At 58.0% G+C, this 23,730-nt stretch carries 22 protein-coding genes and 1 pseudogene; 12 read left to right on the top strand and 11 right to left on the bottom strand.

Annotated elements, in window-relative coordinates; translation table 11 throughout:
• Positions 1-133: 133 nt before the first annotated feature.
• The gene (locus tag KUA11_RS06330; RefSeq protein ID WP_217409532.1) at positions 134-2,323 is read left to right on the top strand and encodes a GGDEF/EAL domain-containing response regulator; all 2,190 of its coding nucleotides are present in this window, start codon (positions 134-136) and stop codon (positions 2,321-2,323) included.
• 286 nt (positions 2,324-2,609) lie between these two features.
• Here KUA11_RS06330 and KUA11_RS06325 read toward each other — a convergent pair whose 3' ends face one another.
• From KUA11_RS06325 to KUA11_RS06295, 7 genes are read right to left on the bottom strand one after another with little or no spacing between them, the layout of a single operon-like run.
• Complete coding sequence (locus KUA11_RS06325) at positions 2,610-3,368, bottom strand: MBL fold metallo-hydrolase (protein WP_217409531.1); 759 nt, start codon at positions 3,366-3,368, stop codon at positions 2,610-2,612.
• 18 nt (positions 3,369-3,386) lie between these two features.
• A complete protein-coding gene (locus KUA11_RS06320) occupies positions 3,387-4,508 on the bottom strand; it encodes an ABC transporter ATP-binding protein (protein WP_217409530.1) in 1,122 nt (373 codons plus the stop codon).
• Entirely contained in the window at positions 4,505-5,314 is an 810-nt protein-coding gene (locus KUA11_RS06315; protein ID WP_217409529.1) for an ABC transporter permease, read from the bottom strand. The genes KUA11_RS06320 and KUA11_RS06315 overlap by 4 nt, the downstream gene beginning before the upstream one ends.
• The gene (locus KUA11_RS06310) at positions 5,311-6,171 is read right to left on the bottom strand and encodes an ABC transporter permease (RefSeq protein ID WP_217409528.1); all 861 of its coding nucleotides are present in this window, start codon (positions 6,169-6,171) and stop codon (positions 5,311-5,313) included. Before KUA11_RS06310 ends, KUA11_RS06315 begins: the two co-directional genes overlap by 4 nt.
• Positions 6,164-7,228, bottom strand: coding sequence for a polyamine ABC transporter substrate-binding protein (locus KUA11_RS06305; protein WP_217409527.1), 1,065 nt, complete (start codon positions 7,226-7,228; stop codon positions 6,164-6,166). Before KUA11_RS06305 ends, KUA11_RS06310 begins: the two co-directional genes overlap by 8 nt.
• A 21-nt stretch (positions 7,229-7,249) precedes the next feature.
• A complete protein-coding gene (locus KUA11_RS06300) occupies positions 7,250-8,302 on the bottom strand; it encodes an isopenicillin N synthase family dioxygenase (RefSeq protein ID WP_217409526.1) in 1,053 nt (350 codons plus the stop codon).
• 15 nt (positions 8,303-8,317) lie between these two features.
• Positions 8,318-9,166, bottom strand: coding sequence for a sugar phosphate isomerase/epimerase family protein (locus KUA11_RS06295; RefSeq protein ID WP_217409525.1), 849 nt, complete (start codon positions 9,164-9,166; stop codon positions 8,318-8,320).
• 546 nt (positions 9,167-9,712) lie between these two features.
• Between KUA11_RS06295 and KUA11_RS06290 the strand changes: the two genes are divergently transcribed.
• The 5 genes from KUA11_RS06290 to KUA11_RS06270 are packed head-to-tail and all read left to right on the top strand — an operon-like array spanning position 9,713 to position 14,178.
• Positions 9,713-10,585, top strand: a complete 873-nt coding sequence (locus KUA11_RS06290) for an ABC transporter permease (protein WP_217409524.1) — start codon at positions 9,713-9,715, stop codon at positions 10,583-10,585.
• On the top strand, positions 10,582-11,394 hold the full coding sequence (locus KUA11_RS06285; protein ID WP_217409523.1) for an ABC transporter permease: 813 nt from the start codon (positions 10,582-10,584) through the stop codon (positions 11,392-11,394). The genes KUA11_RS06290 and KUA11_RS06285 overlap by 4 nt, the downstream gene beginning before the upstream one ends.
• A gap of 26 nt (positions 11,395-11,420) precedes the next feature.
• Positions 11,421-12,491, top strand: a complete 1,071-nt coding sequence (locus KUA11_RS06280) for an ABC transporter substrate-binding protein (RefSeq protein ID WP_217409522.1) — start codon at positions 11,421-11,423, stop codon at positions 12,489-12,491.
• A 44-nt stretch (positions 12,492-12,535) separates the two neighbouring features.
• Complete coding sequence (locus tag KUA11_RS06275; protein ID WP_217409521.1) at positions 12,536-13,090, top strand: helix-turn-helix domain-containing protein; 555 nt, start codon at positions 12,536-12,538, stop codon at positions 13,088-13,090.
• 2 nt (positions 13,091-13,092) lie between these two features.
• Complete coding sequence (locus KUA11_RS06270; protein WP_217409520.1) at positions 13,093-14,178, top strand: ABC transporter ATP-binding protein; 1,086 nt, start codon at positions 13,093-13,095, stop codon at positions 14,176-14,178.
• A gap of 153 nt (positions 14,179-14,331) precedes the next feature.
• On the opposite strand, the gene KUA11_RS06265 is transcribed toward KUA11_RS06270, so the two are convergent.
• On the bottom strand, positions 14,332-14,550 hold the full coding sequence (locus KUA11_RS06265) for a hypothetical protein (RefSeq protein WP_217409519.1): 219 nt from the start codon (positions 14,548-14,550) through the stop codon (positions 14,332-14,334).
• Between the two features lie 402 nt (positions 14,551-14,952).
• Here KUA11_RS06265 and KUA11_RS17465 point away from each other — a divergent pair, with 402 nt between their 5' ends.
• From KUA11_RS17465 to KUA11_RS06250, 4 genes are all read left to right on the top strand, one after another.
• A complete protein-coding gene (locus KUA11_RS17465) occupies positions 14,953-15,195 on the top strand; it encodes a hypothetical protein (RefSeq protein ID WP_254454732.1) in 243 nt (80 codons plus the stop codon).
• A gap of 89 nt (positions 15,196-15,284) precedes the next feature.
• Positions 15,285-15,572 (top strand): hypothetical protein, encoded by a 288-nt coding sequence (locus KUA11_RS17460; RefSeq protein ID WP_254454731.1) that lies wholly within the window; start codon positions 15,285-15,287, stop codon positions 15,570-15,572.
• Between the two features lie 13 nt (positions 15,573-15,585).
• On the top strand, positions 15,586-16,068 hold the full coding sequence (locus KUA11_RS06255) for a hypothetical protein (protein ID WP_217409518.1): 483 nt from the start codon (positions 15,586-15,588) through the stop codon (positions 16,066-16,068).
• 70 nt (positions 16,069-16,138) lie between these two features.
• Entirely contained in the window at positions 16,139-19,111 is a 2,973-nt protein-coding gene (locus KUA11_RS06250; protein WP_217409517.1) for an ATP-dependent DNA helicase, read from the top strand.
• A gap of 8 nt (positions 19,112-19,119) precedes the next feature.
• Here the strand turns inward: KUA11_RS06250 and KUA11_RS06245 are convergent, their stop codons facing one another.
• Positions 19,120-20,382 (bottom strand): hypothetical protein, encoded by a 1,263-nt coding sequence (locus KUA11_RS06245; RefSeq protein ID WP_217409516.1) that lies wholly within the window; start codon positions 20,380-20,382, stop codon positions 19,120-19,122.
• Between the two features lie 308 nt (positions 20,383-20,690).
• On the opposite strand from KUA11_RS06245, the gene KUA11_RS06240 reads away from it, so the two are divergent.
• Complete coding sequence (locus KUA11_RS06240; RefSeq protein ID WP_166317751.1) at positions 20,691-20,969, top strand: hypothetical protein; 279 nt, start codon at positions 20,691-20,693, stop codon at positions 20,967-20,969.
• A gap of 3 nt (positions 20,970-20,972) precedes the next feature.
• Here the strand turns inward: KUA11_RS06240 and mutL are convergent, their stop codons facing one another.
• The gene (mutL, locus tag KUA11_RS06235; RefSeq protein ID WP_217409515.1) at positions 20,973-22,796 is read right to left on the bottom strand and encodes a DNA mismatch repair endonuclease MutL; all 1,824 of its coding nucleotides are present in this window, start codon (positions 22,794-22,796) and stop codon (positions 20,973-20,975) included.
• Between the two features lie 76 nt (positions 22,797-22,872).
• Between mutL and KUA11_RS06230 the strand changes: the two genes are divergently transcribed.
• Entirely contained in the window at positions 22,873-23,355 is a 483-nt protein-coding gene (locus KUA11_RS06230) for a YaiI/YqxD family protein (protein ID WP_217409514.1), read from the top strand.
• A 91-nt stretch (positions 23,356-23,446) separates the two neighbouring features.
• Here the strand turns inward: KUA11_RS06230 and glyA are convergent.
• Positions 23,447-23,730: pseudogene (gene glyA / locus KUA11_RS06225) on the bottom strand (serine hydroxymethyltransferase); the annotation flags it as partial.

Raw genomic sequence — 23,730 nt, 5'->3', positions numbered from 1 at the left:
TTGCCGATGTGCCAGTTTGTTATCGGCTCTTAACATTCTTTTACCTACTTGTGTCTTAAGTGAGGAAGAGGATGGTATCGACGCGGAAGGATTAATGTTCTGTTCCGCATTCGGGATCGAGGGCGAGGGCTAGATGAAACTGATCGCGATTGTAGATGATCAGGCATCGAAGCGAACGGCCTTCGAACAGTTGGCCCGTAGCGTTTCCTCTGCTGTTGAGGTTGAAACCTTTGCCCGGCCCACGGATGCGCTCACGCGATTTGACAACGAACATTATCCCGATCTGCTCATTACCGATTTCAAGATGCCGGAGATGGACGGCGCCACCTTCATCGGGAAGGTGCGGGAGTGTGGGTGGGGGCATGATGTGCCCATTATCGTGGTTACCGCTCACGATGAGCGGAAATGCCGCCTGAAAGCTTTGGAGAGCGGAGCGACGGATTTTCTGCTCAGTCCCGTCGATCACACCGAATTCGTCACACGGGTGCGCAATCTGCTGCAACTCGGTTCGTTCCGTCGCCAGGCGCGTCAGCGTGCACGTGTGCTTGAGCGTGAACTGGCTGACAGCCACAAGGCGCGCGAGACCCTTCTGCGCGATACGCATCATCGTCTTCTCGAGGTGATCGACACGGTTCCGGCCATGATTGGCGCCACGGACGAAACGGGGCGCTACGTATTTGCCAATCGCTGCATGGCGCAGGCTCTCGGAACTACGCCGGGGCAGCTTGTGGGCACTCAGGCGAGCGGCATGGGCCGCGCGCTTATGGAAAGCGGCCCTTTTCGGCGTCAGCGTGAAAAGGTGGTGCAGAACAGGGAGGGGCAGGAACGTGTGTTTCTGACCACGCGCACGCCCCTTCACGGTGGTGGACGGGACAAGCCGCTGACGCTGATGACGGCGCTTGATATTACCGAGCTTAAAGAGGCCGAACGAAAACTCCTTTTCCTGGCCTATCATGATCCTCTGACAGGTGCTCCGAACCGTTTTCTCATTGCGCAGGAAATGGAAAAGCTTCTTACGCAGGAGGAAGGAGACGTATTTGGTCTTTTCCTTATCGATCTTGATCGATTCAAGGGGATCAACGATACGCTTGGGCACCGCGTGGGTGATCGTCTTCTGAAAAGTGTCACGACCCGGCTGGCGGACAGACTGCCCGACGCCGAGGTGATCGGTCGTCTGGGTGGAGATGAATTCGCTATAATACACAAACTGGATGGGGCGTGTCTGGATGCGGACGCGCATCGGAAAGCAGAGGCTATCCTACAGCTTTTCAAACAGCCTTTTAGCATTGCCGAGGACGAGGACGATCTGAAAACGGGTAATGTCATCAGCACCACCATCAGCATGGGGGTTGTGATCCATGCCGGTGGAGAAGAGACGTTTGATGCGCTGCTCAAACGGGCAGATCTGGCAATGTACCGGGCCAAGCAGCGGGGTGGAAACGGATATCGTCTCTTTGAGCCCGAGATGGAAAAAGCCGAGGCCGTCATCAGGCGAATCGAACTCGATCTGCATGACGCCGTGCGCAATGATGAACTGGTTTTGCACTATCAGCCGCAGGTTGATCTGCGTTCTGGGCAGATTACGGGTGTGGAGGCGCTTCTGCGATGGCGGCGGCCCGATGGCAATCTTATGGCGCCCGGACATTTCTTGCCGGTCGCGGAGGAAACAGGCCTTATCGTGCCGATCACGGAGTGGGTTCTGCATGAAGCCTGTGGGCAGCTTGTTCGCTGGTCGAAAGAGGGCTTGACGCTTCGTATGGCTGTGAATCTATCGGGGGTTCTGTTCCACCGTGTGGACATGCAGCACATGCTGACGGAGGCGATCACGACAACAGGGGCGCAGCCCGCGCAACTGGAACTGGAGTTGACGGAATCTGTGCTGATCCACAATGCCGATATCGTCAACCGGCAGTTCAAGGCTTTGCGGGAACTGGGTACGGCGATTGCGGTGGATGATTTTGGAACGGGATATGCTTCGTTGGGGTATCTGAGTCGTCTGGTGATTGATCGTATCAAGTTCGACAAATCCTTCATGGATCGACTGGAAAGCAGCGAGACCGATCAGACGATTCTACGTTCGATGATCATGCTGTGCCGCAATCTGGGCATACGGATGACGGCTGAAGGAATAGAGCGTCCCGAGCAGGCGCGATGGCTGGCCGCCCATCGCTGTGAGGAAGGGCAGGGTTTTTATTTCGGCCGCCCCCAGACACCGGATCGCGTTGAGGCACTTGTGCGGGCGTCATTGCCGCACTGGCATCAGGAAATGGGAGGCATGATCTCACCGATTGCAGCCGTCGGTGGCGGCGGATTTTCTTCCTGATGGTTGTCATGATCGTTGTGTGGGGCGCAAAAATTATCGATTTCAGTCAGGCTTGAGAGCCGGATTTTGCGCTCAACACTGGAGTGGCCTCTACACAGGGTATGATGAGGGCAAGTGCAAACGGGAGCAAAGCTGCGTATGCCAGTCATTTGGGGCGATCTTGCTGATGCGCTGGCCGCAGATGGGGCCACCTATGGCGAGCGTATGCTTCACCCTTGGCAAGTTTTCAGATCATCGCTTTTCAGAACGATAATGTGCCCGGATTTCTTCTTTCAGAAATTCGTTTTCATAGCCCCTCAGTAGGACAGCCGGGCTTTCGTCGTCCTTCACAGTAGTCCGTTATCAACTGCCCAAAACGGACACGGCCGAAGCTTGGGAAGTGTCCCCCGTGGACGATGGAAACGGGCAAAGAGCGCAACGTCTCAAGGCTTACACAATAGTCGGCTGGCGAGGAATGATACGTGTCGTCCAGAAGGGGGCCATCGTAGATGGTATCGCCCGAGAGCAGAACGCCTGTGGCGCTTTCCCATAGAGCAATGCCGCCGGGCGAGTGACCTGGTGTATGGATGACCTCGAAAGCCCTGTCTCCAAGATCAATAATATCGCCATGTTGCAGAATGTGCGTAGGGATGACGCCCGGTGTGCGGTAACGCTCGGGATCCCAACCAAGGGGCCGACCGTCGAACATATCGTCATTCGCGTAAAGATCGGCCAGCGTTGTGTGAGGTGACGGACGCTCCAAAATCGAAGCTTCGAGTACATGGACGCCACAGTCACAGAACTCATGATGACTGCCGATGTGGTCAAAATGGGTATGGCTTGCAACGCACAGGATAGGGCGCTCCCGTAGAAGTGCGACGTACTTGCGCAGAGAAACCGCACCCAGACCGCTGTCGAAAAGCAGATCCCGATCTCGCCCCTGAACGAACCACATGTTGCAACGGTAAAACGGTTTGATCCACGGCTCGTGAATCAGTGTGATGCCATGAGATTGAGGAACAGTTTCGTACCAGTCCTGTGGCGCGATGAAACGTTTGCCCTGCATGTTCTGATCTTTCATGGTTTATGCAGGAACGATGACAACATCATCCACGGAGCAACAGGGCACGATGCGTGTGCCAACTGTGGGAGCTTGCTGGGGCGGCAGGCACAATACGAGTTCCTGCCCCGCATCGGTAAGCGCGAGTATACGGACATAATTGCCCTGAAAAATCGTTTCCATCACTGTGGCTGTGGGCAGAGATTGTTTATTATCTGGACTGAATGTGAAGTTTTCCGGCCTGATGATCGCGACGGCTTCGTCATCCTTTTGCAGGACCGTCGAACGGCTCGGCATGTCGCCAACAGCACCTGGATTGGGAGCGGCAATTCCCTCAAGCATCCCAAATGCGGTCTCCAGTGTCAGGACATCTCCCGCACGGTGGGTCACGCGCCCAGTGATCTGGGTACTCTCGCCCATAAAAGTGGCTGTGAAACGTGAGGCTGGTCGTAGATAGACACGTCGTGGAGTGCCTACATCCTCGATGCGACCGTGGCTCATGACCACGACAAGATCGGCCAGCGCCATGGCTTCTTCCTGATCGTGGGTCACGTGAATGAAGGTGCGGTTCATCTGACGTTGCAGTCGTCGCAATTCTTCCTGCACCTGCCGTCGCAAGGCCAGATCAAGAGCTCCGAGCGGTTCATCAAGCAAGAGGATTTCCGGATCGACCGCTAATGCACGTGCCAGCGCGACACGTTGCCGCTGTCCACCTGAGAGCGCCTGGATCGCACGGTCTTTCTGCTGTTCCAGTCCCACGAGACGCAGCATGTCCTGTACCCGCTGCTTTCGTTCCTGTGGGGACATGGGCTTCATTTTCAGCCCGAAGCCGACATTGGCGGCGACTGTCATGTGGGGGAACAGTGCATAGTCCTGAAAGACCGTCGTGGTGGGGCGACGTGAAGGAGGAAGTGCTGTCACGTCTTCACCACCGATACGGATCGCTCCGCTATCGGGCATGGTGAAGCCGCCGATGATCGAGAGCAATGTCGTCTTGCCGCTGCCCGACGGGCCGAGCAGCACGACATAGCATCCTCGTTCCACCGAGAGAGAGACGTGATCGAGCGCCACCTGTCCGGGATAACGCTTGACGATCTTCTCAATACAGAGATGGGTGGGAGCCGGAGGAGTGGGCGTAACCGTCATGCGGAGTTCTTCTTTTTTCTGAATAGGAGCGTCTCGGCCATCAGCGCGAGGGCGACCACACCGAAGAAGACGAGAGAGCCGATGGCGTTCGTCTGTGGATTCAGGCCACCACGCAACATGCCCCATATGGCCACAGGCAAGGTGATTTCGAAGCGGCTGAGCAGGAACGCGCTGAGAAATTCATCCCACGACAGCGTGAAGCACAGAATGAAGGCGGCAATCAGGGTCGGGGCCATCATTGGCACGGTGATTTGCAGCAGGATGCGTGGAAGCGAAGCCCCAAGATCTCCTGCCGCCATCTCGATCCGGGCCTGCGTTTCACTGAACTGGGCGGCGCAGAGCGCGAACGCCAGCGGCATGTTGATGACGACATGCGAAATCCCAACCAGCCACAGCGACGGTGCGATATGCGCCCATGACGCCATGACCAGCAGCCCCATTCCAACAATGAGGTAGGACACCGCCATGGGCAGCACCAGAAAGCCACGGATCAGGCTGCGACCCCGGAAGCGGTAGCGGGCAAGGCCGTAGGCGGCCAGAAAGCCCAGCACCAGCGAGAGCAGGCTCGATCCCACCCCGACCAGAAACGAATTGCCCATGGCCGCGACCAGGCGGCTGTTGGCCAGAACTTCGCCATACCAGAACAGGGTCGGGCCGTGGAAAGGCGGGACAGGCAGACGGCCGTCCTGAAAGGAGAAAAGCACCAGCACGATGACGGGCAGGAAAATGAAGCCGTAGCAGGCCAGCATGTAGAGCAGGCCAAGCCCTTTCCACGACAGCGCGCGACGAAGGCTAAGAACATTCATCGGCTGCGTTCCCCGGCATCCAGAAAACGCCTTAGCCCGAGATAGGCCAGTGCCATGATCAGAGTCAGGACAAGCGACATGGCAGACGCCATGGGGAGATCAAGATGCTTTTGGATCTGCATCATCACCGTCTGCGGCAGGACGATGGCCCGCATGCCGCCAAGAATCTGGGGGGTCACGTAATCGCCGAGGCATAGGACGATAGTGAGAAAAGCTCCCACAGCGATACCGGGCACGCTCAGGGGCAGCGTCACGGTGAGGAAGGTGCGCAACGAAGAGGCGCCAAGATCGCGAGCGGCGAGGGCGAGGCGTGGGTTGATCTGCACGAGAGACGCATAGATCGTGAGAGTATCGAGCATGATGAAGAAATGGACGAAACCGATTTCCGTGGCTGTAGGAGTGTACGCGAGACGCAGGGGTGTGTGGATCAGACCGAGAGCAAGGAGCAGTCGGTTGAGAAACCCTGTCGGTGCCAGCACAAGCAGCCACGCATAGGAGCGCACGACGTAGGAGGTCCAGAATGGCAGGACGGCAAACGTCAATGCCACACGCTGCATGCGTCGCGACAGAACCGTCACGATGGAGTAGGCCAGAGGATAGGCCAGAAGCAGGCTCGCGACAGTGACGGTTGCTGTCAGGACCACCGAGTTCAGCAGAGCGGATTCATAGGATTTCTCCATGAATATGCGTGTGAAGTTGCCAAGCCCGATCTGCCCGGTCGCGCTATCGCGAAGGCTGATGACGATCATCGCCAGAAGCGGGGTCGCGAAGAATGTCGCAAGCCACGCCAATGCGGGCAGGGTGAAGAGAAATCCCTTCATCCCTTCAGAGACCTTTCGTACAGTCACCTCACTCATTCTGCATGACTTCCGTCCAGAGCTTCTGCAGCGTCTTGTCGAAGGCCGGGGTCATCTGGAGGTAGGTAGCCGTGCGGGCGATATAGGAAGGCTGCATATCCCACTGGAGAAGTTTCTTATCCTCATCTTTCAGCACGGCCTTGCTGTTGGCGGGCATGCCCCAGTAGCAACTTGAAGTGGCCAGCTTGCCCTGTGCTTCCGGCGTGAGAATGTACTGAGCGAACGCGACCGCGAGATCTTTCTTCTGTGAACCGGCAAACACCGCCAGCCCCTGTTGCCAGCGCACGCCTCCCTGCGTGGGGATGAGATAAGTCAGGTTGGGGCGGTCCTTGGCCATGCCGGCCGTCACCCATTCGCCACCGCCCACGAGAATATCGACCTGTCCGGTGGCGAGGGCTTGCTGTGTGGTGGTGACATCCCCGACAAGGGCGGCATTATGACGCAGTTCTGAAAGCTTTGTGCGGATTGCCGGCAGATCGGCATCGCTTAACGTGGCAGGATTCTTGCCCAGCGCCAGCGCGGTATAGGCAACGATTGGTACGTAGTAGTCGTAGATGGCGATGCGGTCCTTGTATTCGGCTTTCCATGGCGCCTGAATATCGCTCATCGCGGCGGCAGAAATGGCGGTTCTGTTGTAAGCTACTGTGTTGTAGCCGAATTTTTCAGGAACGGCGTAAGTCTTGCCGTTGAAGCTGCTAAGCTTCGGGCTGTCGATGCCGGGGAAGAAATCGGTCGTGGGAAAAGCTGTCGGATCAAGCGGGGCGAGCAGCCCCATTGCAGCCAGACGTGGTGTGTCGGTCTCATCGAGGACCAGCACATCCCAGTCGCCGGGTTGGGATTGCCCGATGACGGCAAGAGCGGCGCCGGTGCTGTCAATATCCTTGAAATGTACCTTCACATTGTGCGCTTTTTCAAAAGGAGCCAGAAGGGCCGGGTCTTCATGGTCGCACCATGTCAGGACATTGAGTGTAGCGTCCGCAGCGTGGGCCGCCATAGGGGTGAGGATGAAGAGAGAGCTTGCCAGAAGGGCGCGCAGACTGGACCGGCAACGTGTCATGTGGGCGTCTCCAGAGTAGTGTCAGGGTACGTGTTTCAGGTGACCGAAAGAGGCGGTTGTTCTGGCACCTTCGGGCAATGCCAGCTCTCCTTTTTCGACCTTGCGGCGCAGGTAGGTGTAGGTTTGCAGAGCCTGCGACCACATATGCTCGCCAATGGTGATCGTGCCGTAATTGTCATCCGGGCGGGTAAAGGCCGGGAGCGGCGCGATGCGTGTGTGATAGTCGCAGGCATAGAAGAACGGAAAGGAGTAGCGCTCTTCCGCAACCTTGCGGACCCGGTGAGCCGTCGCGACGAAAGTGCCGCCGGTCATCACTTCGAGCATATCGCCGATATTTACGACGAAGGCACCCTCGATCGGCGGCGCGTCGATCCATTCGCCGCGTCCGTTCATCACCTCAAGACCGGGGCGGTCGGCCAACAGGATGGTAAAGCACTCGTAATCGGTGTGTGCACCGATGCCCTGAGCGTCCCGTGCGCTTTCATCGAAGGGGTAATGGATCATCCGCAGCTTGGACGGCGGGAAGTTTGCTATGGTGTCGAAAGCGTCTTCCGGCTGATCCAAAGCCAGTGCAAAGCCACGAAACAGCGTACGTCCCAGCGCAAAGACCGCCTTGTAGTAGGCTTCTGCCGCAGCACGAAACCCGGGCAGATCGGGCCATTCATTAGGACCGAGAAGCGGCGTGCGTGCAAGGAAGAGCGGGTGATTCGACGGTAGCTCATAGCCGATATCGAAGGCTTCCTTATGGTCGGGAAGCTCAGTGCCATAGGCCTCTTCTCCTTCCGGGACGAACCCCTTGTGAGAAGCAGAGGTGCCGATATAGGAGTCCATTTTCTTCTCGAACGGCATCGCGAAGAAGGCACGCGCAGCGTTTCTGAGCCCATCCACAAGAGCCGGGGCCAGACCGTGGCCGGTGATGTAGAGGAAGCCGACCTCGCGCGCGGCGCGACCTAATTCAGCGGCCACCTTCTGTCGTCGGGCCAGATTTTCGCTGAACAGTCCGCTGATATCGACGAGTGGAATGGCGTTGAAGGTTTCGATCGGGGTGTCAGGTTGGGTGTTTGCTACAGTCATGCCGGAACTCCTTATCTATAAAGACGTCGTGTGGAGGCGGATGAAATGCTCTCGTTCGGTGTGGGCCATCCACCGATTGAGCTGCGCTAGATCGGCCACAGGGGCATCGGTGAAAGGCAGTGAGGGCAGATAGCCGTCCGGGCCGAATTCCGGGGTGAGCGTGGTCGTGGCATAGCCGCGGGCGCGTTGGGATACCCAGATCTGTTCCCACATCTCCTGATGGAAATGCAGAGCAGACGCATGTTCGGGGGCTGCCGGATGTGTCACCTGTGGAGCCTGTGGCTGGCCCACGCGCGCCTGAATGTGGTGTACGCGTTCCACGAAAGGCGAAAAATCGTCGAGAGGGTCATTCAGCAGACGTTCGCAGCAGACGACCCAATGGCTGATATCTGCCGTGAAGAGCGCATCAGGCCGTAGACGGATGACATCGAGCGTGATCCATGGCGTGGCGAGAATACGCGAACGATGTGTCTCAAAGCAGCACGTCATCCCGGCGCGTATGCAGATATCTTGTGCACGAGCGATGAAATCAGCCTGCACTGTGGCTGGCCAGCGGTCATTGCCACCCAGAACAGAAATGAAACGGACGGGCATGATGCGCGCACGGTCTATGGCATTGGAGAGATCGACAAGGTGGTCTTCAGGTGTTGCGGCCTGATGCGGGATCACATCACCCCCGGTGATGGCGATGCCGATCCATGGGATGTTGCGGTCATGTAGCAACTGCGCCCTCATTTCGGCCTGCGCCATGGTGGAAGGGATGCGGGACTCAATGCCGTCGAAATCAGAATCTGGCCCGGTTGGAAGTGCTACATCCCATGAGCGATGGTCGCCCCAGAGACTCCGAAAAATATCGAGATGCATGTCCGGAGCCTCGTGGTTACAGGGCCAAGGGCCCTATGAGACGAACTGTGTGTTGCTATATCGAAACGATATGGATGAATGATGCCTGTTTTTCTGAAGCCTAGCGGGAACTTTTGTCTTCGCAAATCGGGAATATGTGATCCATACATTGATGTTCTACGATGCATCGCTGCGGAAGCGCTCGGCCCCCATATATAGAAACAAACAATGGATCCAAAAGTGATGGAAGGACGAGAACGTATAATGTGTCAGAAAAGCGTACGATCTTCGGATGCGGAAATGTTTCAAAAGTCTTCAAATCTGGTCTGATGGAGATTTTTGTACATAAATACATTGATTTTTTGTCGATGTTACTGCGTGGAGCCATCAAATGTGCCTTTGGGACACAAAACCCTTCACCATCATCTTTGATGGCTGACTTTTGAAACAGCTTCTGCATTTGGAATCTAAAAATCGGCCATTTCATTTCGATATAAAAACATATTGACGGCGTTTCTTCATCTGTGAAATCGTGAACTCGGATTTCACGTCTGAGGAATGTACCGGATGATCCCTGTCAGGACAGTTGTTCCAGATGTGCGATCGCTTGTGTTTCGCTGTCTCATGCTGCTTCCCGGCGCTGTGATGGGGCTTGGCCTCATAGTCTTTTCTCTCGGGCTCGTGGTCTTCTTGGCGTTCCGCCACAATGACGGCTCTGTCTTGGGGGCTGGCTGGACGTGGTCGAACTTCCAGACAATTCTTACGGACCCGCTTTATGCACAGGTGGCGTTACGCTCTGTCGTGATTGCGGGGACTGCGACCGCAGCAACGGTTTTAGCCGCCTATCCGGTAGCCTATTGTATAGCGCTGCGGGGAGGGCGGTGGCGTTCGCTTTTGTTGTTTCTGGTGACGTTGCCGTTTTGGACCAGTTATCTGCTGCGCGTCTTCGCGTGGAAAATCGTGCTGGCCTATAACGGTGTTCTCAATTCCGTCCTGGTCGGGTCAGGCATTCTGCACGCGCCCTCACTTGCGTTTCTGAACACACCGGCTGCCGTAATTGTAACATTGGCACACGCTTACGCGCCCTTTGCCATTCTACCCATTTATACTGCCCTGGAGGGATTGCCGCGTTCTCTGCTGGAAGCGGCTTCTGATCTTGGTGCACGGCCATGGACGACCTTTCGACGCGTCGTTCTGCCTGCTTCTGTGCCGGGTGTGCTGACGGCAAGTATGGTGGTGTTCATTCCAACACTTGGAGATTACGTTACGCCGGCTCTTGTTGGCGGTCCGCGCAGCATCATGATTGGTTCATTGATCCAGATGCAGTTCGGGCGCGCCAATGACTGGCCTTTTGGTGCTGCACTGGCCGTTGCCGTCATGCTGGTCGTGGCGGGTGGAATGGTTTTGGGGCGGAAGCTGAGCGTGGGGAGGCAGGGATGAAAATTCCGGTTCCTCCCGTCCTGCGTGGCTCCTCATCGGGGACGGCGTTATGGGTTTATGTCGCGCTGTATTTGATCTTTCTCTATCTGCCGATCTGTCTCATTCCTCTGTTTTCGTTCAATGATTCGGTGCAGGCGGCCTTTCCACTCAAAGGCGTGACACTTGGTTGGTATCGCACGCTTTTTCAGGAAGAAGGTATCCACAGCGCATTGTGGACAAGCCTGGAAGTGGGGGTTTTCTCGGCAGCGCTGGCCACATTGTGTGGGGTGACGGTGTCCTATGCCAGTGTGTTTATGAAAAGCCGTTTTGCAAATCTTCTGTCCTATGTTGCGCGACTTCCGATCCTTATTCCGGGCGTCATTATCGGAATCGCCATGCTGATCATGGCCAATCTTGTGGGAATCGGTCCTTCGGTGCCTGCGATTATCGCTGGCCACACATTGGTGGGCCTTCCTGCAACCGTCATGGTGATGCAGGGGCGTTTCGCTTCGTTTCCACGTTCCATCGCAGAAGCAGCAGAAGATCTGGGAGCGCGGGAATGGACACTTGTCCGGCGTGTGCTTCTGCCCATGGCGGTTCCAGCGATTGGCTCCGCCTTCATGCTGGCTTTTCTGACAAGCTTTGATGAATTCATCATCGCTTTTTTCCTGTCCGGCCCGCATCCGACATTGCCCGTCTATATTTGGGGACAGCTTCGTTTCCCAAGGTCTTTGCCAATCGTCATGGCACTGGGAAGCCTCATTCTGGCGGTGAGTGTCGTGGTTTCCATCCTCTCTGAGGCATTGCGTCGACGAGGTCAGACAACGTGATGTCATGTCGTTATGGAGAATATTCAATGACGAAAAAGACGTTTTCCAAAATTCTCGGTGCGGTGGCATTCTCTGCTTTTGCTGCAGCCTTGACGGTGTCTGGAGCCGCTCGTGCAGAAGACGGAAAGCTGACCTACTTTACATGGTCAGGATATGAACGTCCTGAATATGACGAAGTTTATCTGAAATCGCATCCGGGAACCATCAGTGCCTCGGTCTTTGGTGATGATGATGACGCCTTCACCAAGCTGAAAGCCGGGTTCCGTCCTGATATCGCTCATCCCTGTTATGACAAGATCATCCGTTGGAAAGATGCGGGTCTGATCGAACCCATTGATACCAAGAGGCTCAGTAACTGGAAAAATGTTTTTCCAAGCTTGAAAAGTCTGCCGGCCCTTCAGGCAGGAGATGGAAAAGTCTGGATGGTGCCATGGGATTGGGGAAATACGTCGATCATATATCGCACGGATCTCCTGCCCAATCCGGAAATGAGCTGGAATTTGCTGTGGGATAAACAGTATGCGGGACGCATGGCCACAATTGACGCCGTGCATGACACCCCCGTCGTGGCCGCTTTGGTGGCAGGCGTAAATCCGTTCGATCTGAGCTCGTCCGATATGGAAAAAGTGGCGGCCAAGTTGCGTGAACAGCGCCCATTGATGGCATCCTATACAACGGATATGACCTCCATTGAGCAATCGCTCGCCAGCGGCGAACTTGTGGCATCCATGGGATGGAATGAGGCGGTTGTGGCGTTGCGCAAGCAGGGTGTGCCCGTGGCGTTCATGAAACCCAAAGAGGGAATGCTGACATGGGCATGTGGCTTCGTGATGCTCAAAGGAACGAAAAATGCCGATTTGGCATATGAGTTCATGAACAGCCGTCTGGACGTGTCCTCAGGACAGCGTCTGATCGAAAATGATGGTTATGGTGCTTCCACTTCCACAGCATTTGCGGCCGTCGGACCCGAAAAACTCAAGGAACTGGAGCTGCCTTCCAACCCCGACGATATGTTCAAAACTACTGTTTTTACCGCGCCCATGAAGCAGGCGGATGAACTGGCCAAAATGTTTGAGAAGATCAAGGCCGGTGGATGACGGAGTCTTTGGCGCATTCTGTGCGTAAAAAGACGGACGTTTCTGTGGCCGACATTCTTGTCGGCCGCAGGATCAGAGCACTACGTTTGGAAAAAGGTCTGTCTCTTTCCATCTTGTCCGCACGTGCGGGAATATCGGTGGGGGCGCTCAGTCAAATCGAACGCGGCCTTTCTTCTTTACGGATCAGAACAATCTGGCCGCTCGCGACCGCGCTGTGCGTGGATCCACAAGATTTGGTTGCGGAAGGAAAAGAGCCGCAAAGGGATGTGTATTGTGTTCCGGCATCGGCTAGGAAGACGCTTCCCATTCATTCCGATGGTATCATAAAGAGCCTTTTGTCGCCGCATGCAGCCGCTTTGACGGGCATGTTGGTGTGTGTGGAAGTTGGTGGTGCTTCAGGCATGTACGCCCATTCTGGAAATGAGTTTGGATACGTTCTTTCCGGAGAACTCATGCTGTGGATAGAGGGAGCGTCTTACCGCCTCTCTTCTGGCGACAGTTTTGCGTTTCGAAGCAATCTTGAACACTCCTTTCGTAATTGCGGTACGGAAGTGGCCAAAATTCTGTGGGTCAACACCAGTAAACCAGAGAAAGAATGATAATGACAGGAGCCCTTCTCAAGCTCGACGGGATTGGGAAAATATTTCCCGGAGGTGGTATTGGCCTGGATGGAATAGGGCTGGAGGTTGGGCATGGAGAGTTTCTTAGCCTGCTTGGACCGTCTGGCTGCGGGAAAACCACAACTCTTCGTATCATAGCGGGGTTTGAAGCACCGACATCGGGGCGTGTTCTTTTGGATGGTGAGGATATCACCGCACGGCGTGCTTTTGAGCGCCCCGTCAACACGGTCTTTCAGGACTACGCGCTGTTTCCGAATATGAATGTGCAGGAGAATATTGAATTTGGCTTGTCGCTGCGTCGTATGGCATCGGCTGAGCGTGAACGGAAAGCAAAGCAGGCACTGGAACTGGTTGGTTTGCCGGACAAGGCCAAAGCGCGTGTGACAAGTCTTTCCGGTGGACAACGACAGCGTGTGGCATTGGCGCGCGCGCTTGTCTGTGAACCGCAGCTCCTTTTGCTTGATGAGCCCTTATCGGCGCTTGATGCCAGTCTGCGCGAACATATGCAGAGCGAACTTAAACGTCTGCAAAAAGAGCTTGGAACGGCGTTCGTCATGGTCACGCATGATCAGACGGAAGCTTTGTCGATCTCCGATCGGATTGCCGTTATGAACAAAGGACGGATTGAACAGGTGGCCACTCCGGCAACTTTGTACGACCGACCGGCTTCCCGGTTTGTCGCAAGTTTTATTGGAACCACCAATCTTATTTCAGCCATTTTTCAAAATCGTGAGGAGACGCGGCTGCGATTTGCAGTTGGAACGGACTGGCATCCTGTGATGAATGTGCCGGGTGAACTGTCTCTCATGTCAGGGACGGAAGTCACTTTGGCGATGCGTCCAGAAGATATCGTGATGAGCGAGGAGGAAACCCCCGATACGTTCATGGGCAGAGTGGCGTCCATCACGTTTCATGGACGCAGCCTTCGTCTTCAGGTCAGGTATGGCGATATTGAGCTATGGGTGGATGTGCCACGAGATGATCGTGCCCGAAGTCATGTCGTGGAGGGGGCCGAACTGTCTTTCAGACTGCGACCAGATGCCATGTGTCCTGTTCTGGTCAGCTAGGATGCTGTTCGTCCCGCAGGTTATTCGAGAGAGTCATCTTTGCTCGGAAGTCAGAGTCGATAACGGACAGCACACGCTAAAACAGACCCCTTTTGAGGACGCATAAATCCATCATTTTTTGTGCTCGTGAGTCGTATCCGATGAATATGTGCTTCAGGCCTGCGCCATGGTCCGGGCATTGACGGTGGAGCGAGCCCGCCGAAGCAGGACGGCCGCCTGGCGGATCAGATCGGTCGGCTCGGCGATGATGCGGGCGTGAAGAGCGCGAACGCTTTCGTGGATGGCATGAAAGCGAAACTGGGTGGAACTGCGTTCCTTGATCATGGTGCCGAGAAAGACGCCGTCGATCTCGATAATGCGCGATGCGAGCATGGTGGCCTCCATGTGCCTGCCAATGTGATGCGCCACTGCTGGTGAGATTTTGTCCGGGCGACGCAATGTGGAGCCTCTACATCCCACCGCGTCGCTCAAGACAAGTTACGGTTATGTTGCATTTGATGCTGCCTGCTTCTGGATGAGGGGCGTTCTCGTCATGCAAGGCTGTGATGGAAGCAGAGATGTTCCTGATCCGAAAAGAGAATATCGTTAAGAATGAGGGCCCTCCTATCCAAAGTGAGGTTTTTCCGTTCCACGTGCTGGGAGGAGAGGCCCGCGCTCATGGAAAGGGAGCCTCACATAATGGTGTACTCTCGCGTGACGTGGCGATCCAAGGTGCCGTGACGTCTCCATTCTCCTGCTGTCTGGGGACATTCATGGTCCGCAGAGCAGGAAGCCGTGTCCGCACGCCTTCCATCTTGCGGAAACATCCTTGGAGAAACGGGCGTGAATTTTTTCGATGGCTACCTCGGACTGGTCGTGAACGCGACGCCTGGTCTGGCAGTCGAGGCGAGCGGCGGCGGTTATGCGCGACAGACAGTCACCTTTCTGCCATCAGGTGACGGGCGACAGACCTTTGCCCAGTCCTCTTCCTACAGTTTCGGACTGGCGAGTGATGATGGGGGCTGGTTACGGGGCTAGCGCTTTTTTCCACCACCGGTTCGGACGAGCTACCGCTTGTTTCATGGGCCATTCCACCGCGCACGGTGAGCGCTGGCCAGACACTTTCCGTGTCGGCGCCGGTCCTTCGTCTGCGCTCGGATGGCTATTTCCCCGAAGGCGCTACGGTGGGGATGGCGGACACGGGCGCGGATGTCGTGGCGACGCGCGCTGTGAGCCTGCGCTCAGGTGTTCTTCTGCCAGCCACGGCGACGAATGGGGCTGCCTCTCTCAGTCTGTCCGAACTCAATGGCGCGCTGTCCCAGTTGATGCAGGGGTTGCCGCAATCCGATCCGGGGGACGGTGTTTCGCTGTGGTGCAACGCCAATCTGCTGGCGCTTTCCACCAAAAGCAGCTGAGGAGATTGGCGTAATGGCAGATCGTGAAGCGTATCTGAACGGCTTTTTGCCTATGCCGGAAATCGGTCTCGATCCGCGTGAGTTCGCGCGGCAGAACGCCGCAGGCCCGGTTGGGAATCTTGTCACGACGTCATCAGGTGGAGGCGGAAGTTCGTCGGGAGGAAGTTCTTCCTCCACTCAGACGGCAACGCCCGTCACGACAGTGACGGCCCCCGGCGCGAGTCTGGACATGACGTTCGCGAGCAATGGCGATGTGACTTATGACGTGACACCTAACGCGGCGTTGACTCTCTCACTTAGCGGCGGGACGGCCGGCACGCTCAGCAGGCTGACCCTGATCCTGCATCAGCCCTCTTCGGGTGGTTTTGCGGTTGCTCTCCCTACAGCCCGCTATCAGGACGGCGAAAAGCCTGTGGTCAGCACGTCGGCTGGTACCACGACTGTCATTTCCTATCTCACGGACGATGGCGGCAAGACGATATATGGCGGCGTTTGATCGCGCTGCGGGGCACCTTCCTCCATGAGAACGATTGCGAACGGACGATCTTCCACTACATTCCACGGGAATGTCGTCCGCTCCTCTCTCCCCTCATGATGCCCCGGCGCTTGTAGCCGGTCACGGCTCCGTCTCCATCCTTACGGAGGACGGAGAGGTGCTGACGCTTGATCGTCCGGCGGCCGTGCGGCGTCTTGAGCGCCTCTCGCCACCACTTGTGGTGCATGCTCCTGCAACGGCACGGATGCTGGGCATTGCCCCGCCGGGACAGCCTTCCTCGTGGTTTGACCTTCTGGAACTTTTCGCCTTTGTGCATCCGGTGCGCTCCGTCGCGCCGACGCCACGTGGCCTGGCGCTTGCGCTTGAACTGGAAGAAGCGGAGCAGGGGCCGGTGGGCGCGGAAGTTCTGCCGCGTCTGCTCGTACGTTTGCTGGCCGATTTGCGGCAGATTGCGCAGGGACCGGCGCGCGAGATCGTGCAGGCGCTGGTCGTGAGGTTGGGGCAGGCTGGGTGGATATGGGCACCTGTCGTTCTGGAGAGTGTGGGTGTGGACGGCCCTCTTTCTCGTGATGCGCTCCAGCCCGCGAATGCGCTGCGTATCTGGTATGAACTGCCGAAATGGGAAGAAACGGCGCAACGGCCGCCGCCGGGGTCCATGCCCGTCACCCCGGCCGAGGCACGAAGCCGTCTGAGCGAGATGCTCGGCTCACAGGCCGAGATCCGCGTGGGGCAGGCCGATTTCGCGGATGTCGCGACCAATGCTTTCGCCCCGCGTGAGGCGATCGGTATGCCGCGTGTCGTGTTGGCGGAGGCCGGGACGGGGACAGGCAAGACGCTGGGCTATGTCGCTCCGGCCAGCGTGTGGGCCGAGCGCAATGGCGGCGCGGTCTGGATCAGCACCTATACCCGCCATCTGCAACGCCAGATCGAGGCGGAAACGGCGCGACTGCACCCCGATCCGGCAGTGCGGCGGCAGCATGTAGTCGTTCGCAAGGGCCGCGAGAACTATCTTTGCCTGCTCAATATGGAAGAGGCGGTGAACATCGCACCCAGCCGGGGTGAAGGAGCGGTGATCGCACTGTCCATGCTGGCACGATGGGGGCGTGCGACGGCGGAGGGGGATCTTTCCGGCGGCGATCTTCCGGGCTGGTTCGGAGAGATTTTCGGTCGTGGTGTGCTGGCCGCCGTGGCCGACCGACGCGGCGAATGCATTCATGGAGCCTGTCCACATTATCAGCGCTGTTTCGTGGAACATTCCATCCGACGGGCGCGGGACGCGGATCTGGTGATCGCCAATCATGCGCTGGTCATGGCGCAGGCCGCCTGGGCGCAATCCGAGGGGGTAAACGCATCGGAGCAGGGCGATGCGCCCGACGCGACGTCATCCGAAGCCCGTGTACCGGAAGAGGATGGTGTGCCCACGCGCTATGTGTTCGATGAGGGGCACCATGTTGCGGACGCGGCCGATGGGGCGTTCGCGCTGGAGTTCTCGGGGCTGGAAGCTGCGGAATTGCGGCGCTGGCTGCTGGGAGCCGAAGGCAGTCGCTCCCGTGCGCGGGGGCTGAAGCGGCGGCTGGACGATCTGGTGGCCACCAATCCGCGTCTGGAAACGCCGCTGGAAGCCGCTCTTCTGGCCGCCAAGGCGCTTCCCGCTCCCGGTTGGTCCGCACGCCTGAAGCCCGACCAGGGGAGCGAGCCTCCCGATGAGCCGCCTGCCGAAGCTCTGGATCTCATGCCCGCCTTGCTGCCCATGCCGGAACTGGCTCCCGAGCCGGTGATGGACAATCCGGCCGAGACGTTTCTCGCCCTGTTGCGCGATCAGGTGCTGGCGCGCGCGGGCAACGATCCGCGCCGTCGTAATGGCGCGGAATGTGACCTTCATCCGCTTCTGCCCGGGCTGGACGATGCGGCGGCGGGGCTTGTGCGGGCGCTGGGGCGTATCGCCGAACCTTTGCGCACTCTGCTGCGGCGTCTGGAAGAACGGCTGGACGAAGACGCGGAAACGCTCGACGCCACCACACGCGGACGAATCGAGGCGATGGTCCGCTCGCTTCGGCGTCGGGCGCTCACACCGCTGGACGGATGGGTGTCCATGCTTTCGACCGTCTGCGTGCCGGAGGACGAGGGGATTACGCCCCAGTTCATCCGCTTCATCCGCATGGAGGCGCGCGAGGGGCAGCGGCGTGGCGAAATGGATGTCGGGCTACACCAGCACTGGCTGGACCCGACTGTGCCGTTCGCCGCCACGCTGGCGGCGCCGGCGCATGGGTTGCTCATCACATCCGCGACCCTGCGCGACGAGACCGGCCTGCCGCTGCCGGGTGAGACCGAGCGGGTGTGGGAGGCCGCTGAAGCGCGTGTGGGAGCAAGCCACCTGCCGGTCCCGGCCCTGCGTGCCGCACTGGCAAGCCCGTTCGATTATGCCAGCCAGACGCGTGTGTTCCTCGTCAACGATGTGGCGCATGACAATATCGACGCGCTGGCAGCGGCCTTTCGGGCGTTGTTCCTGGCATCCGGGGGAGGTGGGCTGGGACTGTTCACGGCCATCGAACGGCTGCGCGGTGTGCAGAGGCGGATTGCCGGACCGCTGGAACAGGCGGGGCTGCCGCTCTATGCGCAGCATGTGGACGCGATGGACAACACCACCTTGGTGGATGTTTTCCGGACCGAGACGGATTCCTGCCTACTCGGCACCGACGCCATGCGCGACGGCGTGGATGTGCCGGGACATGCGTTGCGGTTGGTGGCGTTCGAGCGGGTGCCATGGCCGCGCCCCGACATCCTGCACAGGGAACGGCGGCGCTATCTCTCGGATGGAGAGCCGCGCGTCTATGATGACCGCATTGCCCGCCTGAAACTGCGACAAGCCTTCGGACGACTGATCCGCGCGCGGGACGATCGGGGTGTGTTCGTGCTGCTGGACCGGCGTACGCCCTCGCGGTTGCTGGGAGCGTTTCCCTCGGGCGTGATCCCCTACCGGATGGGGCTTGCGGACACCGTGCGGGAGATAAAGACGTTTTTTGGAACGGGAGTAGAGCAATAATTAGGTGTTCAGACTAACCAGCGACTTTCCTTAAACCACAGAATGGACGCCAGAACATGCAGACAGGCCATGATGGCCAGTGTCGTCATGATAAAGCGTCGTGAACGTCCAAGCGTAGCGCACGCCAGAAACTCTATGGTGAGTGGGTTTCCGAAGACAAAGCGTTCAATGGACTGCGCTCCTGATGAGCAGGCCAGAATTGCTGTCGCGCTTACAAGAGCAGCGTTGAGAAACCATTTTCTGGCCCACATTTTCCACAAGAGCGGAAAAGCAAGGAGGGCATAGATGCCGTACTGGAACTGATGCTTATGTCCTAAAGCGTGAATGATATGTAGAGGGAAGAAGCGGAACCTTCTGTTCCATCCGATCTGGATATGGGCAAAAGCAAAACCATCTCCCATCAAATGGAAAAGATACAGAACAAAGCACGACAGTCCGGCTCCTCCCGCAGCAATGAGCAGCAGGCTGTCCGATAAGCGCGGGTTGGCGGCAAGGTGGAAGAATGGGCGTGGAGCGGATGCGGGCATGTTGTTTGAGGAACGATTTTTTAAGAACCACCAGATAGCGAGACACATGGCCATCAAAAAACCGGTTGGCCGGGAAAGCGCTAGAAGAAAGCAGACAAAAGCAGCCAGATTAACGTTCTGGCTACGCAGAGCTGTAATGGCCGCCATAAGAAGAGTGCCATAGATGGCCTCGGAATACTGCGCCGAATACCAGATATTGAACGGATAAAGCAGAAAGAAAAGTGCGAATAGAAGTCGATCTACGTGGAGACCGCGGAGTGATATGTCTTTGTAGCAAAGCAGAATAAGCACAGGCCACAGGGAAAAATTGACCGCCAATTCGGAAGCGTGCGTACTCAGCGTAGTAATATGCGTGACGAGAGAAGCAAGTAATGGAAAAAGTGGGAAAAAAGCCCAGCTTGCAAGTCCCGCATGTCCTACCCATCGTCCCAGATGCTGCCTATCCGAAAAATGGGGTAGTTTAGGATATCCGTCTTTGACGATGTCATCGTACCAGACACAATCCCATCGGCACGATGCCGAAGTCAGACCGCCCCAAGGCAAGGCGAGCAACGCGGAGATCACCAGACTGACGATGCACCCGCCAAGAATGATGAGGGCGAGCCCTAAATAACTCTTGTTTGCCAGATTCTGTAGAGGACGAAACAGGAATTTTTCTATTATGCGCGACATTTTACGTTGTGTGCCAATCGTCCTATGAAAAAAAGTGCGTGAATGCGATTTGTTGAGATGAGTGGTTTGCACGTCTGGCTTCTGGTTCAATCTGGATCGGATGACATCGCTTACTCCGTTATGGTTTGTTGATGCTATATCCAGCTTTGCGATAATTTTTCAAAGACTCATATCAGGATCAGGATTTTGGAAGCGTTCGCCCTTGTGGATTTGTGCGACGATACGAAATTGCTGATTAGACTGTCCGTTGCGTCGAAGAGTATTTCGAAAGAATAATAATTGTTAAGAAAGGCAATTCTCGGCTCTTAACACCATGATAAGCCTTCTCGGCAATCCTTGCGCTTGTTCGAGACGCGATTCTGCAAGGACTTTCCCGCTTCATGGAGTTTCAGGACCACCACCCCGATCATGACGTGCGTCAGCCGCACACGGACGAACTGGCTGCGTTGCGCCGTTCGGTCGCACGGTTTGCGTCCACCGATCCGGTGATTCTGGCGTGGGCGCGCCAATGCGCGGCCAATTTGGCGGAAGAGGATCAGACGACCGAGGACATGATCCGTCTGTCCGCCACAGTGCTCAAATTCGTGCTGGATCTTGAGCTTCAAGCGCGTGCGGCTGTGCGACGTAATCTGCCCACACAGTGGTGCTCCTCTCTCTGAGGCTTAGCGTCGGCGGAACAGCAACTCCAGATCGTTGCGCGTGAGCCGCACCCATGTCGGGCGCCCGTGCGAGCAGGTACCGGCGCGGGGTGTGGCTTCCATCTGCCGCAGGAGCGCGTTCATCTCGGGAACGGTCAGCTTGCGGCCCGCGCGGATGCTGCCATGGCACGCCATGCGGGCGATCACGGCGTCCAGCCGGGCGTCCAGTGTCGGTGTCTCGTCGATCTCGGCCAGTTCGTCCGCATCCAGTTCTTCCGCCAGATCGCGAAGCAGATCGATGGCCGAGGTATTTCCGAGCAAAGCGGGCAGTGAGCGGACAAGCACGGCTCCGGGGCCGAAGGCCTCCACGTCGATTCCAAGGCGCGTGAGTGCGCCGGCGCGGGACACGAGAAGGTCTGCCTGACTGCGCGAGAGTTCCACTACATCGGGCACTAGCAGACGCTGGGACTGGATGGTGCCGCAGAGGAACTGCTCGCGCAGGCGTTCGTGGGTGAGACGTTCGTGGGCGGCGTGCTGATCCACGAGAATCATGGTCTCATCGGCCGCCACAGCGACAATGTAGGTATCGAGCACTTGCGCCAGAGCGGCACCAAGAGGATGATCTCCTTCATCCTTGGCAGGCTCGGGGGTGGCCATGAGAGGAGCGTCGAGCGCGCTCTGTGCACCTGTCTCGGAAGGTGGCGTAGAGGCCGTGAACGTGCGGGCTGCGGGCTGACTGCGCAGGGCGAGCAAAGGCTCAGCGAAGCCGTCCTGTGTGCGAGGTGCTTCCGGTGGGTAGACGATTCGCGCCGTACGGGGTGGAGCGAAGGACGGCCGCACACCTGCCGTGCCGGCCCCCAGACCGAGAGCGCGGGTGATGGTGCCGATGACGAGCGAGCGCACTCCTGCTTCGTCTGCGAAGCGCAGTTCGGTTTTGGCAGGGTGCACATTCACGTCCACCTGCTCATAGGGCATGCTCAGATTGAGAACGGCCACCGGATGTCGTCCCCCTTCGATCACCCGGCGATAGGCCACGCGCAACGCGGTGCGCAGCAGTGGATCGACCACGGCGCGTCCGTTGACCAGCATGAACTGGCCTGCGGTGGTGGGCCGGTGCACCGAAGGGCTGCAGGCAAAGCCGGTCAGGCGCATGTCGCCGCGCGTGCCGTCGAGCGCCAGCAGACCGTCCGCATCCTCGATTCCGAGAAGGGCGGCAGCGCGGGCTTCCAACGTTTCCGCTGGACGGTCGAGAATGGTGCGCCCATCCACCTCCATGAAAAACGCCACCTGTGGAGCTGTGAGCGCTAATCGCCGCACCGCCGCTTCGGCATGTGAGCCTTCCACGCGGGCGCTCTTGAGAAACTTTCGGCGTGCCGGTGTGGCGAAGAACATGTCCTCCACCAAGATGCTGGTGCCGGGTTCGCCCGCTGCGGGTTCGGGTGGGGAGATCGCACCGCCTGCGACGTGAATCCGCCACGCGCAGTCGCTCTCTCGCTTGCGGGAGGTGATGGTCAGCCGCGCGGCGGCTCCTACGGAGGGCAGCGCTTCGCCTCGGAAGCCGAGAGTGCTGATACGCACTAGCGTTTCGTCCGACAGCTTGGAAGTGCAGTGACGCTGGACGGCCAGTTCCAGTTCCTCGGGCGTCATGCCGATCCCGTCATCCGTGACGGCAATCCGATCCGCGCCCCCATTCACGATGGCCACGCGGATGCGGGTGGCGCGGGCATCGAGCGCGTTTTCGACCAGTTCCTTGAGGGCGGCGGCGGGCCGTTCAATCACCTCACCGGCGGCGATCCGGTTGATGACGGCGTCAGACAGGCGGCGCAGGGTGGGCTGAGGCTCGGACATGGGAGGCGTTGTAGCAGGTCGGGTTGGAGAGCAGGAGAGGTTTGCGAGGCGCCGGTATGTGCGGCAGGTTAGGCTTATGACCCGTATATTTGTCGATGCCGATGCCTGTCCCGTGAAAGACGAGGTGTACCGTGTGGCCGGTCGCTACGGCCTGCATGTTTTTGTCGTCTCCAACCGCATGATTGCCGTGCCGGAAGCCCCGCTGGTCGAGCGCGTGGTGGTGGATGCGGGGCCGGACGTGGCGGATGATTGGATTGCCGAGCGGGCAGCAGCACGCGACGTTGTGGTGACAGCCGATATTCCGCTGGCGGCACGGTGTGTGGAAAAAGGCGCGGTCGTGATCGAACCGAAGGGTCGCCTGCTGGATCAGGACGCCATCGGCATGGCGCTGGCGATGCGTAACCTGATGACGGATCTGCGCTCGGCGGGGGTGATGACGCCGGGCGGAGCCGGTTTCGGGAAAGCCGATCGGTCGCGGTTTCTCTCGGCACTGGATACGCTGGTGGTGAAAATGCGTAAGCCACGCGTGCGACCTGTGGTCCGGCGGGACATTGTCTAAGTTAAGCGTGCCAGTCAGGTTCTGATAAAGAGGAGCATGACCGAATACATCCTTGCGGATGATCCGGTCATGTTTTCAGAACTTGCGGCTCTTACTTATAGATTGGGAATTTTTTACAGAGTTCCCGGACTCTTTCGTGGACGTTGTTTTCGACGGTGGCATCGCCTTCACCGCCGGAGGCGGCAAGGGCTGTGAGCACCTCGTCGATCATCTCGCCGACCAGCCGGAACTCCGCCTCACGGAAGCCGCGCGCGGTGGCGGCGGGGCTGCCCAGACGGATGCCCGAGGTGATGGCGGGTTTTTCGGGATCGAACGGCACGGCGTTCTTGTTGGCCGTGATGCCCGCACGCTCGAGCGCCTTTTCGGCGGCCTTGC

The organism is Acetobacter estunensis (assembly GCF_019083805.1).
Lineage (GTDB): Bacteria > Pseudomonadota > Alphaproteobacteria > Acetobacterales > Acetobacteraceae > Acetobacter > Acetobacter estunensis_A.
Note: the sequence above shows the minus strand (reverse complement) of the source record. Positions and strands in the feature narration are given on the sequence as shown.